At 63.0% G+C, this 15,780-nt stretch carries 11 protein-coding genes; 2 read left to right on the top strand and 9 right to left on the bottom strand.

Features of this window, described 5'->3' with window-relative positions; all coding sequences use genetic code 11:
- Window positions 1-12: 12 nt before the first annotated feature.
- The 8 genes from uvrA to AB4P90_RS12470 all read right to left on the bottom strand — a co-directional run bounded on the left by uvrA (window position 13) and on the right by AB4P90_RS12470 (window position 12,168).
- Window positions 13-2,532: an excinuclease ABC subunit UvrA gene (gene uvrA, locus AB4P90_RS12505; RefSeq protein WP_395605935.1), complete on the bottom strand. Its 2,520-nt coding sequence runs from the start codon at window positions 2,530-2,532 to the stop codon at window positions 13-15.
- Window positions 2,529-4,241: an ATP-binding protein gene (locus AB4P90_RS12500; protein ID WP_014718178.1), complete on the bottom strand. Its 1,713-nt coding sequence runs from the start codon at window positions 4,239-4,241 to the stop codon at window positions 2,529-2,531. Before AB4P90_RS12500 ends, uvrA begins: the two co-directional genes overlap by 4 nt.
- Before the next feature lie 101 nt (window positions 4,242-4,342).
- Window positions 4,343-7,414, bottom strand: a complete 3,072-nt coding sequence (locus AB4P90_RS12495) for an error-prone DNA polymerase (protein WP_395605934.1) — start codon at window positions 7,412-7,414, stop codon at window positions 4,343-4,345.
- Between the two features lie 35 nt (window positions 7,415-7,449).
- Entirely contained in the window at window positions 7,450-8,865 is a 1,416-nt protein-coding gene (locus AB4P90_RS12490; protein WP_201915192.1) for a DNA polymerase Y family protein, read from the bottom strand.
- Window positions 8,866-8,872: 7 nt separating this feature from the next.
- Entirely contained in the window at window positions 8,873-9,487 is a 615-nt protein-coding gene (gene imuA / locus AB4P90_RS12485) for a translesion DNA synthesis-associated protein ImuA (protein ID WP_003191873.1), read from the bottom strand.
- Window positions 9,487-10,104 (bottom strand): transcriptional repressor LexA, encoded by a 618-nt coding sequence (lexA, locus tag AB4P90_RS12480; protein ID WP_020301598.1) that lies wholly within the window; start codon window positions 10,102-10,104, stop codon window positions 9,487-9,489. The genes imuA and lexA overlap by 1 nt, the downstream gene beginning before the upstream one ends.
- Before the next feature lie 584 nt (window positions 10,105-10,688).
- On the bottom strand, window positions 10,689-11,276 hold the full coding sequence (locus AB4P90_RS12475; protein WP_395605933.1) for an NUDIX domain-containing protein: 588 nt from the start codon (window positions 11,274-11,276) through the stop codon (window positions 10,689-10,691).
- Between the two features lie 28 nt (window positions 11,277-11,304).
- On the bottom strand, window positions 11,305-12,168 hold the full coding sequence (locus tag AB4P90_RS12470) for an SDR family NAD(P)-dependent oxidoreductase (protein WP_236465957.1): 864 nt from the start codon (window positions 12,166-12,168) through the stop codon (window positions 11,305-11,307).
- 153 nt (window positions 12,169-12,321) lie between these two features.
- Between AB4P90_RS12470 and AB4P90_RS12465 the strand changes: the two genes are divergently transcribed.
- Window positions 12,322-13,248 carry an alpha/beta hydrolase gene (locus tag AB4P90_RS12465; protein ID WP_032903886.1) on the top strand — a complete coding sequence of 309 codons (927 nt, stop codon included), beginning with the start codon at window positions 12,322-12,324 and terminating at the stop codon, window positions 13,246-13,248.
- 192 nt (window positions 13,249-13,440) lie between these two features.
- Here AB4P90_RS12465 and AB4P90_RS12460 read toward each other — a convergent pair whose 3' ends face one another.
- A complete protein-coding gene (locus tag AB4P90_RS12460; protein ID WP_395605932.1) occupies window positions 13,441-14,601 on the bottom strand; it encodes an L-lactate dehydrogenase in 1,161 nt (386 codons plus the stop codon).
- Window positions 14,602-14,721: 120 nt separating this feature from the next.
- Here AB4P90_RS12460 and AB4P90_RS12455 point away from each other — a divergent pair, with 120 nt between their 5' ends.
- Window positions 14,722-15,507, top strand: coding sequence for a DeoR/GlpR family DNA-binding transcription regulator (locus AB4P90_RS12455; protein WP_395605931.1), 786 nt, complete (start codon window positions 14,722-14,724; stop codon window positions 15,505-15,507).
- Window positions 15,508-15,780: the final 273 nt, after the last annotated feature.

Below are 15,780 nucleotides of genomic sequence, written 5' to 3'. Positions count from 1 at the left end.
GCATCAGCCCCGTTAGATCAGTGATTGGGCTAGATAAGGTGCGGTGCGGCTGTGTTTGCTCTTGGCAACCTTGTGGGGCGTGCCGCACGCCACTACCGTTCCGCCCAGGTCCCCTGCCCCCGGGCCGATATCAATCACCCAGTCACTCTGGGCCACCACGCGCATTTCATGCTCCACCACAACCACCGTATGCCCCGCCTCCACCAAGTGATTCAACTGGCTGAGCAAACGATCGACGTCCTTGGGGTGCAAGCCGGTGGTCGGTTCGTCCAAGACATACAAGGTGGCGCCCCGGGCGTTACGTTGCAGTTCAGTAGCGAGCTTGATGCGTTGGGCTTCGCCGCCGGACAGCTCGGTAGCCGGCTGCCCCAGGCGCAGATAACCCAGGCCGATATCGCGCAGCACGACTAACGAGCGCAGGATGCCCGGTTGCTCGGCGAACACCTGCACCGCCTGCTCCACCGTCAGCCCCAGCACCTGGGCGATATTCAAGCCCTGCCATTTGATCGCCAGGGTGTCGGGGTTATAGCGCGCGCCGTGGCAGGTCGGGCATGGCGCGTACACGCTGGGCATGAACAGCAACTCGACGCTGACAAAACCTTCGCCCTCACAGTTCGGGCAACGGCCCTTGGCGACATTGAAGGAGAACTGCCCGGCATCGTAATTGCGCTTTTTGGCCGCTGGCGTGGCGGCGAACAGTTTGCGCACGTTGTCGAACAGCCCGGTGTAGGTCGCCAGGTTGGAGCGCGGCGTGCGGCCGATGGGCTTCTGGTCCACCTGCACCAGGCGCTGGATGTGCTCCAGCCCGGCGCTGATGCGCCCGCCACTGGCTTGCGGTGCAGCATCTTCCAGGCTCGGTTCGTCGTCGCTTTCCAGCACACGCCCCAGGCCCGTGCCCACCAGCTCCAGCAGCGCCTGGCTGACCAGGCTGGACTTGCCCGAGCCGGAAATACCGGTCACCGCGGTGAAACAGCCCAGCGGGAAATCCACGTTCAAATCTTTGAGGTTATTTCGCGTCACGCCTGTGAGCTTCAGCCACCCGGCCGGCTCGCGGCTTGGCGCATTGGCCGGGCGAGGTGGGGCAAACAGGTATTCACGGGTCTGCGAGGCCTCGACGTCCGCCAACCCTGCGGGCGGCCCGCTGTACAACACTTGCCCGCCATGCTCGCCGGCAGCCGGGCCCACGTCGATCAGCCAGTCGGCGCGGCGCATGGTTTCCAGGTCATGTTCCACCACAAACAGCGAATTGCCCGCGGCCTTCAAACGATCAAGCGCGGTGAACAATGCTTCGCCATCCGCCGGGTGCAGACCCGCCGAAGGCTCATCGAGCACATAAATAACACCGAACAACTGCGAGCCCAATTGGGTAGCCAGGCGCAGACGCTGCAGCTCCCCGGACGACAGGGTCGGCGTACTGCGCTCCAGGGACAGATAGCCCAGGCCCAGTTCGATCAAGGTGTTGACCCGCTCGAGCAGGTCCTGGGCGATGCGTTGGGCCGCCAGGCGTTTTTCCACCGACAGCTTCATCGTGTCGCGCCCCGCGGCCACCGGCTGCAGCAACTCGGCTAATTGCGCCAGGGACAATTGCGACAGCTCACCGATATCCACCCCGGCAAACTTCACCGACAACGCCGCCTGGTTCAGGCGTTTGCCCTCGCACAATGGGCAGGCGCTGCCTTGCATGAACTGCGATACACGCTTTTTCATCAGCGCGCTTTGGGTGTGGGCGAAGGTGTGCAGGATATAGCGCCGAGCGCCGCTGAAGGTGCCTTGGTAGCTGGGTTCGAGCTTGCGTTTCAACGCCTCGCGGGTCTGCTGCGGGGTGAAGCCGGCGTACACCGGTACGGTGGGGGTTTCTTCGGTGAACAGAATCCAGTCGCGCTGCTTTTTCGGCAAGTCGCGCCATGGGATGTCCACGTCATAGCCCAGCGTCACAAGGATGTCGCGCAGGTTCTGGCCCTGCCACGCCAACGGCCAGGACGCCACTGCACGTTGGCGGATGGTCAATGACGGATCGGGCACCATCAGCGCCTCGGTCACTTCATACACACGGCCCAGGCCATGGCATTGCGGGCACGCGCCCTGGGGCAGGTTCGGCGAGAAGTCCTCGGCGTACAACATGGCCTGCCCTTTCGGATAACGGCCGGCGCGGGAATAGAGCATGCGGATCAAGCTCGACAAGGTGGTGACACTGCCCACCGACGAGCGCGCACTGGGTGTACCGCGTTGCTGTTGCAGGGCCACGGCAGGCGGCAAGCCTTCGATGCTGTCTACATCCGGCACGCCGACCTGGTCGATCAAGCGCCGCGCATAGGGCGCTACCGATTCGAAATAGCGGCGCTGGGCCTCGGCATACACCGTGGAAAATGCCAGGGACGATTTGCCGGAGCCAGACACGCCGGTAAACACCACCAGGGCGTCCCGGGGAATATCCACATCGACATTGCGCAAATTATGTTCACGGGCGCCACGCACCCTGACAAAGCCCGTTTGCCGGGCGGTGAGCGGTGGGATGTTGCGCTGTGAAGTCATGGGCAACCTTGTCTTGCGCTTAGCACCCTGCGCACGCGTTGGGTCAGGGCATCGGGGCTGTAGGGTTTGCTCAGCAGGTGGATATCGGCGCTGAGCAGATGATTGGAAGACAGAATGTCGCGGGTGTGGCCTGAGGTAAACAGCACCGGCACCGGCGGGTTCTGCGCGCGGGCCCAGGTGGCCAGGTCGGTGCTCTTGACCCGACCGGGCATCACCACATCGGTGAAGATCAGGTCCGGCGACACGCCGCGCTGCAACACTTGCATCGCGCGGTCGCCATCCTCGGCAATCAGTACGGTATAGCCCGACTGCTGCAGCAACTCGACCACCGTCAGGCGTACGCCTTCATTGTCCTCGACCACCAGGATGGTTTCCTGGCCGCCGCCTTGCAGGTCCGCATCACTGTAGTCGTCGAAGCATTCAGGCTCCAGGCAGTGGGGGAAATACATCTGCACCACCGAGCCCTTGCCCTCCTCACTCCACATGTCCACGTGCCCGCCACTTTGGCGCACAAAACCGAACACCATGCTCAACCCCAGGCCGGTGCCGTGGCCTTCGCGCTTGGTGGTAAAGAAGGGTTCGAATGCGCGCTTGAGGGTCGCCTCGGACATGCCCACGCCGGTGTCGGCCACTGCCAGGCGCACGTACTCGCCGGGCTTGATGCTTTTACCGATGCAATCGTCCGGGTTGAGGATGACGTTTTCTCCGGTGATACGAATCACACCCTCGCCCTGCATGGCATCGCGGGCGTTGATCGCCAGGTTGAGCAGCGCGTTTTCCAGCTGGTTGCGGTCGACATTGATGCACCAGGAGTCCTGGGGCAGTTGCACGTCGATATGAATGGTTTCCCCCAACGCCCGTTGCAACAACTCGCCCAGGCCAGCGTAGATGCGCTGCGGGTTGTACACCGCCGGAGACAAGGGCTGGCGACGCGCAAAGGCCAGCAGTTGCGACGACAGCTTGGCCCCTCGCTCCACGGCGGCGATGGCCGCGGTGACGCGACGTTGCACCTGGGGGTTGTCCGGTTCATGCCTGGCGAGCAAATGCAGGTTGCCGGCGATCACTTGCAGCAAGTTATTGAAGTCATGGGCCACGCCACCGGTCAGGCCGCCAATCGCTTCCAGCTTCTGTGACTGGCGCAACTGGTCTTCTGCGGCCGACCGCGCCTGCACTTCAGCGGCTACGCGTTGCTCCAGATTATGGGTGAGCTCCTGGCGCACCCGCTCGGACTTCACCAGTTCGGTGGTTTCCACCACAATCGCCAGCACCCCGGCCGGCTGTTGGTTGTCCCCGGCCACGGGGCTGTAATAGAGGTCCAGCCATACGCTTTCCGGTTGGCTGTGACGCGATAGCACCAGCTCCTTGTTATTGAACGACAAGGTGCCGCCCGCCAGGCACGTATCCACCACATGCCGATTGAACTCGGCCACCTCCGGCCAGCCCAGTTCGACCGGGGTGCCCAAGAGGTAGGGATGGCGCCCGCCGGCAAATGCCGAATAGCTGTCGTTGTAGATCATGTACCCTGCCCGCCCCCACAGCATCACCATCGGCACGGGTGAGGCGAGCATCATTTGCACGGTGCAAGCCAGGCTCGTGGACCACTGATCCAAGGGGCCAAGGTCGGTACTTGACCAGTCAAACGTGCGAATCCGCTGGGCCATTTCGCCGGCCCAGCCTTCACAGCCATGGGGGTTGGATAAAAATTGCATGATTGGGCTCTGTGCAGGGACAAGACAGTCGCAAGTTTTGGAGCGCGCCAGCGGTGGATGGTTTCATCCTGAACACAGAGGAATGCATAAACCCCTGGAACTCAATGAAAATCCCGGCTGCGCACCACCATTCCATCCAGCAGCGGCGTCAAATCGGTGAGGCGCCCCGCGATCAAATGCCGCACCTCACCCACCGCCTCCCAACGGCCGTCCACCTTGAGCAAACGCGAGCCCACCAGCGCCTGGCGCTGCCGCTCGGCCAGGTCGCGCCAGACCACCACATTGAGGTTGCCGAACTCATCTTCCAGGGTGACAAAGGTCACGCCGCTCGCCGTGCCTGAGCGTTGGCGCCCTGTGACCAGCCCGGCGATGCTCACGTTGCGCCCATGTTCCACCGCCAGCAACTCCTGGGAACTGCGGCAGCGGCGCCGGCGTAACTCGGCGCGCAACAACGTCAGGGGATGGGGCCCCAGGGTGGTACCGAGGGTGGCGTAATCGGCGTGCAAATCTTCGCCTACCGTGGGCTCGGGCAATGCCACCCGCGTTTCATCGGGGCTCGGCAGGCCGGCAAACAAGCCCAGTTGCTGATGCACACCGGCTACGTCCCAGTGCGCCTGATGGCGGTTGCCGGCCAGGGCGCGCAAGGCCCCGGCATCCGCCAGCAGCGCCTGGGCACGCGTATCCAGGCCGGCGCGCGCGTCCAGGTCAGCGATGTCGTTGAACCGCCGCTGCTGCCTCGCCGCTTCGATACGCCGCCCGTCTTCCTCGCGAAACCCCGAGATCATGCGCAAGCCCAAGCGAATCGCCGGTTGCTGCCCGTCAATGGGCTCCAGGCTGCACTCCCAGTCACTGGCCTGCACATCCACCGGGCGGATCTGCAAGCGATGGCGCCGGGCGTCCTGCAGGATCTGGTCCGGGCTGTAGAAGCCCATGGGCCAGCTGTTGATCAGGGCGCAGGCGAAGGCCGCTGGCTCATGGCATTTGAGCCAGCAACTGGCATAGGTCAGCAAGGCGAAACTGGCGGCGTGGGACTCAGGGAAACCATAGCTGCCAAAGCCCTTGATCTGCTCGAAAATCTGCGCGGCAAAGGCTTCGGTGTAGCCGTTCTTCAGCATGCCGGTGCGCAGGCGTTGCTGATGCGGCTCCAGGCCACCGTGGCGTTTCCAGGCGGCCATGGAGCGGCGCAACTGGTCGGCCTCGCCGGGGCTGTAGTCGGCGGCGACCATGGCAATCTGCATCACCTGTTCCTGGAACAGCGGGATGCCCAGGGTGCGTTCCAGCACGGCTTTCAATTGCGGCGACGGATAGGTCGTGGGCTCTTCATTATTCCGTCGACGCAAGTACGGATGCACCATGCCGCCCTGGATCGGCCCAGGCCGTACGATGGCGACCTCGATCACCAGGTCATAAAACGTCTGCGGCTTGAGCCGGGGCAACATCGACATCTGTGCCCGCGACTCGATCTGGAATACACCGATGGTGTCGGCCTTGCTGATCATGGCGTAGGTGGCCGGGTCTTCTTTGGGAATCGTGGCCAGGCTCAAGTCCCGGTGGCGATGCCGGCGCAGCAAATCGAAACAGCGGCGGATCGCGCTGAGCATGCCCAGGGCGAGGATGTCCACCTTGAGCAAGCCGACGGCGTCGAGGTCGTCCTTGTCCCACTGGATAATGGTGCGCTCGGCCATGGCCGCATTTTCCACCGGCACCAGGGTGTCCAGCGGGTATTCGCTGATCACAAAGCCGCCAGGGTGCTGGGACAGGTGCCGCGGAAAACCGATCAGTTGCTGGGTCAACGTCAAGACACGCCGCAGCAGTGGGCTGTCCGGGTCGAAGCCGCTTTCACGCAGGCGCTCCAACGGCGGCGCCTCATCGCTCCAGCGCCCGCAGCAATCGGCCAAGGCGTTGATCTGGTCCGGCGGCAGCCCGAGGGCCTTGGCCACATCACGTACCGCGCCCGTGGCGTGGTAACTGCTGACCACCGCCGTCAAGGCTGCACGGGTGCGGCCATAGCGCTGGAACACGTATTGCAGCACCTCTTCGCGGCGTTCGTGCTCAAAATCCACGTCGATGTCCGGCGGCTCGTTGCGCTCCTTGGACAGGAAGCGCTCGAACAGCAGGTTGGTCAGGCTCGGGTTGATTTCGGTGATGCCCAAGGCAAAACACACCGCCGAGTTAGCCGCCGAACCACGGCCTTGGCACAAAATCGAACGGCTGCGGGCGAAACGCACGATGTCATGCACCGTAAGAAAATAGCTTTCGTAACCCAGCTCGCTGATCAGCTGCAGTTCACGATGGATTTGCTGCAAGGTCTTGTCGTCGATGCCTTCGGGCCAGCGCTGGGCGATGCCTTCTTCGGTGAGGGTGCGCAGCCAGGATTGGGCGTCATGCCCCGCGGGTACCAGCTCGCGTGGATAGTGATAGCGCAACTGGCCGAGGTCGAAGGTGCAGCGCCGCGCGATGGCGAGGGTTTCATCCAGCAAGGCCTGGGGGTACAGCGCCGCCAGCGCATCCAGGCTACGCAGGTGGCGTTCGCCATTGGGGTGCAGGCGCGTGCCGGCTTCGGCCACCGGCACGTGGTGGCGGATGGCGGTCATGGTGTCTTGCAGGGCCCGGCGGCCCCGCGCATGCATATGCACATCACCGCAGGCCACGGCAGGGATTTGCAGGCTGTGGGCCAGTTGCAAGCGCTGTTGCAGATGGCGCGCATCGTCCTGGCCGCAATGCAGATGCACCGCCAGCCACAGGCGCTGGTCGAAGGTGCGGCGCAGCCAGTCGAGGCTGGCCTGGGTGTCGCTGTCTTGCGCTACCCACAACGCCAAAAGACCGGGCAACGGTTGCTCGAAATCTTCCTGTAGCAGGCGATAGCGGCCCTTTTCAGCCCGCCGCCGGGCCAGGGTGATCAGCCGGCACAGGTGCTGGTAACCGCTCAGGCTCTCTACCAGCAGCACCAGTTTCGGGCCGTTTTCGATGTGCATTTCGCTGCCGATAATCAACGGCAAGTCTACGGCTTTGGCGGCTTGCCAAGCGCGCACGATGCCCGACAGCGTGCATTCATCGGTAATCGCCAGGGCGCTGTAGCCTTGGCGCTTGGCGCGCTCGAAAAGCTCCAGCGCACTGGAGGCGCCACGCTGGAAACTGAAATTGGACAGGCAGTGCAGCTCGGCGTAACTCATGTACCCTCCTACAGTAGGTGGCGGCCCAAGGGTCTTCATGCAAACCACCCTTGCAACCACAGCCCATCGCCTTGCCCCACCGTGCGATAGGCCCACCCCTGCTGGCCGGCGCGGGTCTGGACCAGGTAATAGTCGCGGCGCACATCGGCGCCATCCCACCAGCCGGATTCAATGCGCTCCGGGCCCATCAGGATCTGTACGCCGTGTTCGGCCAGCAAGGTCGGTTGCGGCAATAGCCAGCCTGGGCGGCGGACCTTGTTCAAGCTCGGGCACGCCTGGGGGTCGGTCGCGGCCTGCCAGGCGCATTCGGGGCGGTGGTCGGCCTGAAAACGCAGGCCCTGCACCGCCTCATCCCCCAGACGTGCACGCAGGCGTTCGCGCAACTGTTCCCACGGCAGGGTTTGTTGCGGGCGGTCGTCGAACAGGTCCTGGCGTTGCGGCACGAACACCGGCAAGTCCTCGGCCACCAGGCGCACCCCCCGCACCGGCGCGGTGACCTGTACCTGCTCCAGGCGCCCACGGGCCAGTTCGAACAACATCGAAGGCTCGCGCTCGGCACTGAGCAGGCCCACCTTGATCACGCTGTCGTGTGCCTGGGCGTGTTCCAGGTGCAGGTCAAAGCGCTGCACGCCACTGTCACGCCCGCACAGGAAAGCGGACAGATCGCCGGTCAAGCGCCGCAAGGGGAACAACAGCGCCTGGTGGGATTGCACGTCGAAATTCAACTCGATGCGTGCATCGAACTGGTCGGGCGGTTGATAAAAATCCAAGGCCAATGGCCGCTGCCCGCTCAGGGCGTCGAGGTGCTTGAGCAGGCTGGCATCAAAGCGTCGCGCCAAGGTGTGCCGTGGCAAGGCCTGCACCTGGGCCAGGCTGCGCAGGCCCATGCGCGACAAGGCGGTGGCGGCCTGGGGTTCAAGGCCCGCGCGGTCGATAGGCAACGATGCCAGGGCCTGCATCAGGGCGCGGTCATCGGCCACGGCCAGGCCGTCGTAGCCGTTTGCCAATATCCGCGCCGCCGCCGGGTTGGGCGCAGCGACGATGCGATGGCGAAAGCCAAGTTCGGTCAGCTCTTTGCGCAAACGCGCCTCGAGGTGCGGCCAGGGCCCGAACAGGCCCAGGCTCGATTCGATCTCGAACAACAAAGCCCGTGGGTAATACAGGCTGACCTGGGAGCTGAAACGATAGGCCCAGGCGGCCAGAAACTGCTGCAGGCGCTCGATCTCCAACGGGTCGTATTCGACACAGGCAAAGTGCTTGACCAGGGCATGGGCCGCCGTCAACGATTGCCCGGGGCGCAGGCCCAAGGCGCGGGCGGCGGCGTTGACGGTTTGCAGTACACGCCGCTGCGGCGTGCCGGCCAGCAGCGCCAGCGGCTGCTCGGGTTCGGGGTGCACACGCTGTGCCCCGTCCAGCGCCAATTGCGGGAAGACAATACACACCCAACGCATGGCAACCTCAATGCCCCGCCAGGGCAATCGGCGCCGGATGGGCCAGCCCGCCACGGCACTTGAGCACCCGCACTTGCGCGGGCCTGGCCTCGACCGCCAAGCGCAGGGCGGCGGGCGAGGCATTGATCGCCTCGCTCAAGGAGCGCCAGGCAAACGCCAGGGTCTGCCCGGTTTCCGCCGCTACCTGCAAACGCCGCAAGGCACGATCATCGGCCTTGCGCGGCCAACACAACACCGCCCCGCAACTGCCCGAACGCAGGCATTGCTCCACCGCCCACAGCGCGTCACGCTCCTCGGCCCGGATGATGGACAACTGGCGCACATCCACCCCGGCGTTCTGCCACGCATGGGGATAGGGGGTATAGGGCGGCGCCACCAGCACAATGCGCTCGCCCAGGGCCGACAAGCGCGCCAGTGTGGGCAGCACCAGTTGCAACTCGCCCACCCCGTCCTGGGCCATCAGGATTTCACTCAAGGCCGATTCCGGCCAGCCGCCACTGGGCAGCACCGCATCCAGCGCCGCCAGCCCCGTGGGATGTACGCTGGCCGGGGGCGCGGCGGGCCGGCCCTTCCAGACTCGCCCGCCATTGAACAGCGAGTCCAGGGCAACCACGGCGCCCATCAGCCTTGCCTCACCAGGCCACAGAACACGCCTTCGATGGCCAGGTCCTGCTCGGGCCCGACCACGATGGGTTGATACGCCGGGTTGCGCGGCAACAGGCGAACCCTGTCGCCGTGGCGCTCGAATCGCTTGATGGTGACGTCGCCGTCCAGGCGCGCCACCACAATCTGCCCGTTCAAGGCTTCGGCAGTGCGGCGTACGCCCACCAGGTCGCCATCGAGAATGCCATCTTCAATCATCGAATCGCCCTGCACTCGCAGCAGGTAGTCGGGGGTTTTGGCGAAGGTGGCGGGGTCCAGTTGCAAGCGGCTGTGCACCTCGGCATCGGCGCCAATCGGCCGACCGGCCGCTACACGGCCGAGCACCGGTACATCCAGCCACTCGGGACGCGCAGGTTGATTGAGCAAGCGAATGCCACGGGCCTGGTTGGGGTTGACCTCGATAAAGCCGGCTTCGGTCAGCGCCACCACATGCTTGCGGGCGACGCTGCGCGAGGCGAAGCCGAACGCCTCGGCGATCTCGGCGAGGCTGGGAGGCTGGCCTTGTTGCGCGATGCGCTCGCGAATGAAGGTCAGGATGGCGGTGCGGCGGGGAGTCAGGTTTGTCATGGAGTACATTTGTACTCCTGTGGGAAATTTCTGACAATAACCGTCAGTCGGGGCTGGGTGTTACACCTGTGCGAGGGGACTTGCCTCCGTGACGGCCTGACAGTCGACGCCCGCCTACCTGACACCCCATGATTCAACTGTGGGAGCTGGCTTGCCTGCGATAGCGGCCTGACAGTCAACACAGTTGGACCGTGTACATATCCATTCCTGCGGTAACGGCCACTTAGGGTTCCGCTTTTACAGCGGCTCACTTTTGAAAAGCGCAAAAGTAAGCAAAACGCTCTTGCCCCACCACTCGGCACCTCGCTTGGGCTCGGTGTGCCCGTAATCCGCCAGTGATTTGGGGGGCCGCCGCCACGCGCCATCCATGGCGCGGGGCGGCTAAACCGGCATCCCTGCCGGTTTACCCCCCAAATCCCTGTCGAATTCCGGCCAGCGTGGTTTAACGGGGCGCCTAAGATCAAAAGCAAATCAAGAGCAAGATCAAGAGCGGCTCGCTTCGCATCGTGGTTACCGTTGGCTGCTACAACCTCCAACGTTGTGTAGATCCCTCCCACCTCGGCCCGCGCTCATCAGCAGAGTTTCCAAGCGTCTCACCACCCCTCTTTCAACATCCGCAGCTCCAGATGCTGCAACAACATGATCGTCTTGCCATCCACAATCTCCCCGCTCTGCACCATCGCCAGTGCCTGCTCAAAGCCCAGCTCCAGCACCTCGATATCCTCGCCCTCTTCTTCCAGGCCACCGCCCGCCCCCACTCGGTCGCCTGGCTGGTATTCACCGATAAAAAAGTGAATCCGCTCGGTCACCGATCCCGGGCTCATGAACCCCGCGTAGATTTTCTCCACATGCCCCACGCGATAGCCGGTCTCTTCCTCGGCCTCCAGGCGGATGCGTTCTTCGGCGCTGGCGTTATCGAGCAAACCGGCCGCCGCTTCAATCAGGTAGCCGGGGTAATCGTTGACGAACGTGGGCATGCGGAACTGGCGAATCAGCAAGACTGTGCGTTGCTCACGGTTGTACAACAGGATGGTCGCACCGTTGCCCCGGTCATACACCTCGCGGGTCTGGGCTTGCCAACTGCCGTCGCGACGGCGCAGGTCGAAGCTGTATTTCTTCAGCAGGTACCAGTTGTCCGAGAGGGTTTCTTCGGCGGTGATGCGCACGGGGCTATCGTTCATGGTCGAGCCTTGGTAGGTGGAAACAGATTCAGGTGGTGGCCTGGGTGGGCGGCTGTTTGATATGCGACCACGCGGCGGCCACTTCTTCAGCACTGCCTGCTTTGATCCGGGCAAGATTGCGTGGGTAATCCACGCCAGGATTTTCACTGAAACGCGTGGCGGTGAATTGGCCATTGCTGGCGCGCAGGATATAGCCGGTATCGGTGCACTGCCGGGAAGCCAGGAACAACACGCCCGGCGTCACCCAATCCGGCTTGAGTTCGTCCGGCTCTTGGGTCACGCCCCACATGCGCGTCTTGGCCACCGGCGAGATCGCGTTGACGAGCACCCCCGCCTCAGCGCCTTCGTGACTCAAGGCATTCATGATCCCCACTTGCGCCATCTTGCCAGCGCTGTAGGCCACCAGCCCGGTCTGTTCGTATTGCGCATACATGGCGCGGTCGGAGGTGGTGAGGATGATGCGCGGCGCACAAGAGCGCAGCAGATGTGGCCAGGCATGTTTGCACAACCACAGCGGTGCGTAGAGGTTGATGTCCATGGCGCGCTGCAGGAACGCAGCATCGAGTTCTGCGATGGGCTGGTAGCCCACCCAGCCGGCGTTGTGAATCAAAATATCGAGTTGGCCGAAGGTTTCGAGGGTATAGCTGATCAACTGCCGACACCCCTCGTCCGTGGACAAGTCACCGCCATGGCCCGCTACCATCAACCCTTCGGCGCGCAACGCCTCGGCGGCCTGTTGCACCACCGACGCATCGGTGCCGGTGCCCACGTTGTCGGCGCCAATATCACTGATGACAACACGGGCCCCAGCCTGCGCCAGTGCTCGTGCATAACTGAGTCCCAAGCCACGCGCACCTCCGGTGACGATTGCGGTTTTACCAGTGAAATCCATGTGTTTTTCCTCCTGTTCAGCCCCTCACCCTAACAACCCGCACGAGGATTGTTCAATGCTGTAACACTTTCATCCGTCACGGCCGTCGCATTAATGCCTACCCGCCCAGGCCATCTGGTAAAACCCGTGCTTCATCTTTGTTCTGGAACCTTCATGTCTTCTGCTTCTATGCCCCGCCGGGGCCTGCGCTGGTTTGTCTGGCTGTGCATGGCCGTGTTGATTGTCGGCCTGCCGGTCGGTTGCGCCGTGTTGCAACACAAGGAGCGCGAACTTGTGTTTCGCATCGAGCCGGGAACCGCCGGCTGGTACACCGGCCTGCCCAAGGCGGTGCAGGAATTCGAACTCAAGCCCGCCAGTTTCAAAGCAGGGCAGAACATTCATGGCTGGTGGTACCCGGCAGCTAACAAAGACGCGCCCGCCATCCTCTACCTGCACGGGGTACGCTGGAACCTCACGGGCCAATTGTTTCGCATCGAGCAATTGCATGCCCTGGGCTTTTCGGTCCTGGCCATCGACTATCGCGGCTTTGGCCAAAGCCAGGGCGACTTGCCCTCGGAAGCCACGGTGTACGAGGACGCTCGCATTGCCTGGGAGCGTTTCCAGACCCTGCAACCAGACCCCGGCAAGCGCCTGATCTACGGGCACTCCCTGGGTGGCGCGGTCGCCATCGACCTCGCTGCCGAGTTGGGCAAGCAGGTGCCATTGCCGGTGCGCGGGCTGGTGATCGAGTCCACGTTCACCTCCCTGGCGGATGTCGCCACGGCCGTTGCCAACACCTCATTGCCGGTGCGCTGGTTGCTGTCGCAGAAGTTCGATTCCATCGACAAGATTGCCGACATCCACATGCCGCTGCTGGTGGTCCACGGCCTCGACGACCGCTACGTACCACCGCGCTTCAGCCAGCAGTTATTCGAAGCCGCCCAGCAACCCAAACACCTGTTGCTGGTGCCCGGTGCCAGCCATAACAACAGCATGAACCTCGCCGGACGCAGCTATGGCCAGGCGCTGGAAAACCTGATGCGCACGAAGATGCCTGCCCAGGTGGTGACACACTCCACAGGCCGCGATAACGCCTCGTAAATACGCTTTTCGACACTGGGTTCGCGCTTGGCTGTCAAGCGCAAACCCTGGCCATGTTGGCCCGAAATACAAGTTGATCAAATAATGATCTTCGCTGAAATCGCCAACGCTGCCGGGCCTTCGCAAAGTTATCCACAGAGATACCCACGGTTTTCGTGGACAACTCTTTTTATATTTTTACGTTTTTTTTGCTCAAGCCGTGCTTCCAGGAAAGGTACCGGGCAACAGGATTTCGCGATTTACTTCGCGTATATCCTTATAGCCACAGAGCGCCATCGACACGTCCAGTTCGCGGGCGATGATATCAAGCGCCTTGGTCACCCCCGCCTCGCCCATCGCCCCCAACCCATACAAGTGCGGGCGGCCAATCATGGTGCCCTTGGCGCCCAGCGCCATGGCCTTGAGCACGTCCTGGCCGGAACGAATACCCCCGTCGAGCCACACTTCAATGCGGTTGCCCACGGCCTCGACAATCGCCGGCAATTGGCTGATGCTCGACGGCGCGCCATCAAGCTGCCGGCCACCGTGGTTACTCACCACCAACGCATCGGCACCGCAATCGGCCGCCAAGCGCGCATCCTCCACATCGAGAATGCCCTTGATGATCAGCTTGCCGCCCCAGCACCGCTTGATCCACGCCACATCGTCCCAGCTCAGGCGCGGGTCAAATTGCTGGGCGGTCCACGACGACAGCGAACTCATGTCGGCCACCCCCTTCACATGCCCGACGATATTGCCGAAACCACGCCGCTGGGTACCCAGCATGCCCATCACCCAGCGCGGCTTGGTCATCATGTTGAGAATGTTCGGCAGGGTCAGCTTGGGCGGCGCGGACAAACCATTGATCAAGTCCTTGTGGCGCTGCCCCAGAATCTGCAAATCCAGGGTCAGCACCAATGCATCCACCCCGGCCGCCTTGGCGCGCTCGATCAACTGCTCGATAAAACCGCGATCGCGCATCACATACAGCTGGAACCAGAACGGCTGGCCGACGTGCTCGGCGATGTCTTCCAGCGAACAGATACTCATGGTCGACAAGGTGTAGCGCAGCCCGAACGCAGCAGCGGCACGGGCAGTGAGGATTTCGCCATCGGCATGCTGCATGCCCGCCAGTCCAGTCGGCGCCAGCGCCACGGGCATGGCCATGTCCTGGCCAATCATAATGGCGCGGATCGAACGCTCGTCGATATTGCGCGCCACCCGTTGACGGAACTTGATACGCGCAAAATCAGTTTCGTTGGCGCGGTAGGTGCTCTCAGTCCAAGAGCCGGAATCGGCGTAGTCGTAGAACATGCGGGGGACACGTTTTTGCGCCAGCTTGCGTAAGTCTTCGATGGTTGTGATCAACGGCATCGGGTCACCTCTCCCTGAACTGAACACAGAGAGTAACCGGCAGGAGCGTGGGCAACCAGCCGTTGCGTTTAGATGGACTGACGATTAATCTCGCACAAACCCGCAATAAAGCGCACAAACATGCATAACACTCATCAAGCCATCGACCTGCCTTCCCTGCGCAAACAAAAGATCTTGTTGCTGCTGGAACGCGACGGCAAGGTCACCGCATCTGAGTTGGTCGAGCATTTCGCCGTGTCCCAGGACACCATCCGCCGCGACCTTGGCGAACTCGCTGCCGCCGGCCTGTTGCAACGCGTACACGGCGGCGCCCTGCCCCGGCCCAAGGACACCGGCAAGGATTTCTTTACCCGTGTCGGCGAGACCAACGAGGTCAAGCGCCACCTCGCCCGCGTGGCGGCGGAGCGGGTTGAAGACGGCCAGATCGTGCTGTTCGATTCTGGCTCCACCACCTTGCAGATTGCGCAGTGCTTGCCCCATGCACTGCACCTGACTGTGGTCACGCCATCCCCCCTGATCGCCATCGCCCTGGCCGACCATCCGCATATAAAAGTGATCCTGGCCGGCGGCCAACTCAACCCCGCTACGCTCTCCACCGGCGGCAATGAAGCGGTGCGCCTGATCCAGAGCGTCAAGGCCGACCTGTTGTTCACCGGAGTGTGCGCATTGCACCCGCAAGTGGGCATCACCTCGCTGCATTTTGGTGAAGTCGCCGTCAAGCAAGCCTTGCTCGACAGCGCGTCCCACGTCATCGCCGTGACCACCTCAGACAAACTCGGCGCGGTGGAACCCTTTGTGGTGGCGCCATGCAGCCGTATTCATACGCTGATTACCGAGTGGGATGCACCGGATGTGCAGGCATATGAACAGTTGGGGTTGCAGGTGCAGCGAGTGGACGTGCAGTGATACAAACCACGATGCGAAGCGAGCCGCTCTTGATCTTGATCTGCTTTTGATCTGCTTTTGATCTTGATCTTAGGCGCCCCGTTAAACCACGCTGGCCGGAATTCGACAGGGATTTGGGGGGTAAACCGGCAGGGATGCCGGTTTAGCCGCCCCGCGCCATGGATGGCGCGTGGCGGCGCCCCCCCCAAATCACTGGCGGATTACGGGCACACCGAGCCCAAGCGAGGTGCCGAGTGGTGGGGCAAGAGCGTTTTGCTTACTTTTGTCTGGGCC

Source organism: Pseudomonas sp. B16120, from assembly GCF_044218845.1.
GTDB classification, from domain to species: domain Bacteria; phylum Pseudomonadota; class Gammaproteobacteria; order Pseudomonadales; family Pseudomonadaceae; genus Aquipseudomonas; species Aquipseudomonas paracarnis.
Note: the sequence above shows the minus strand (reverse complement) of the source record. Positions and strands in the feature narration are given on the sequence as shown.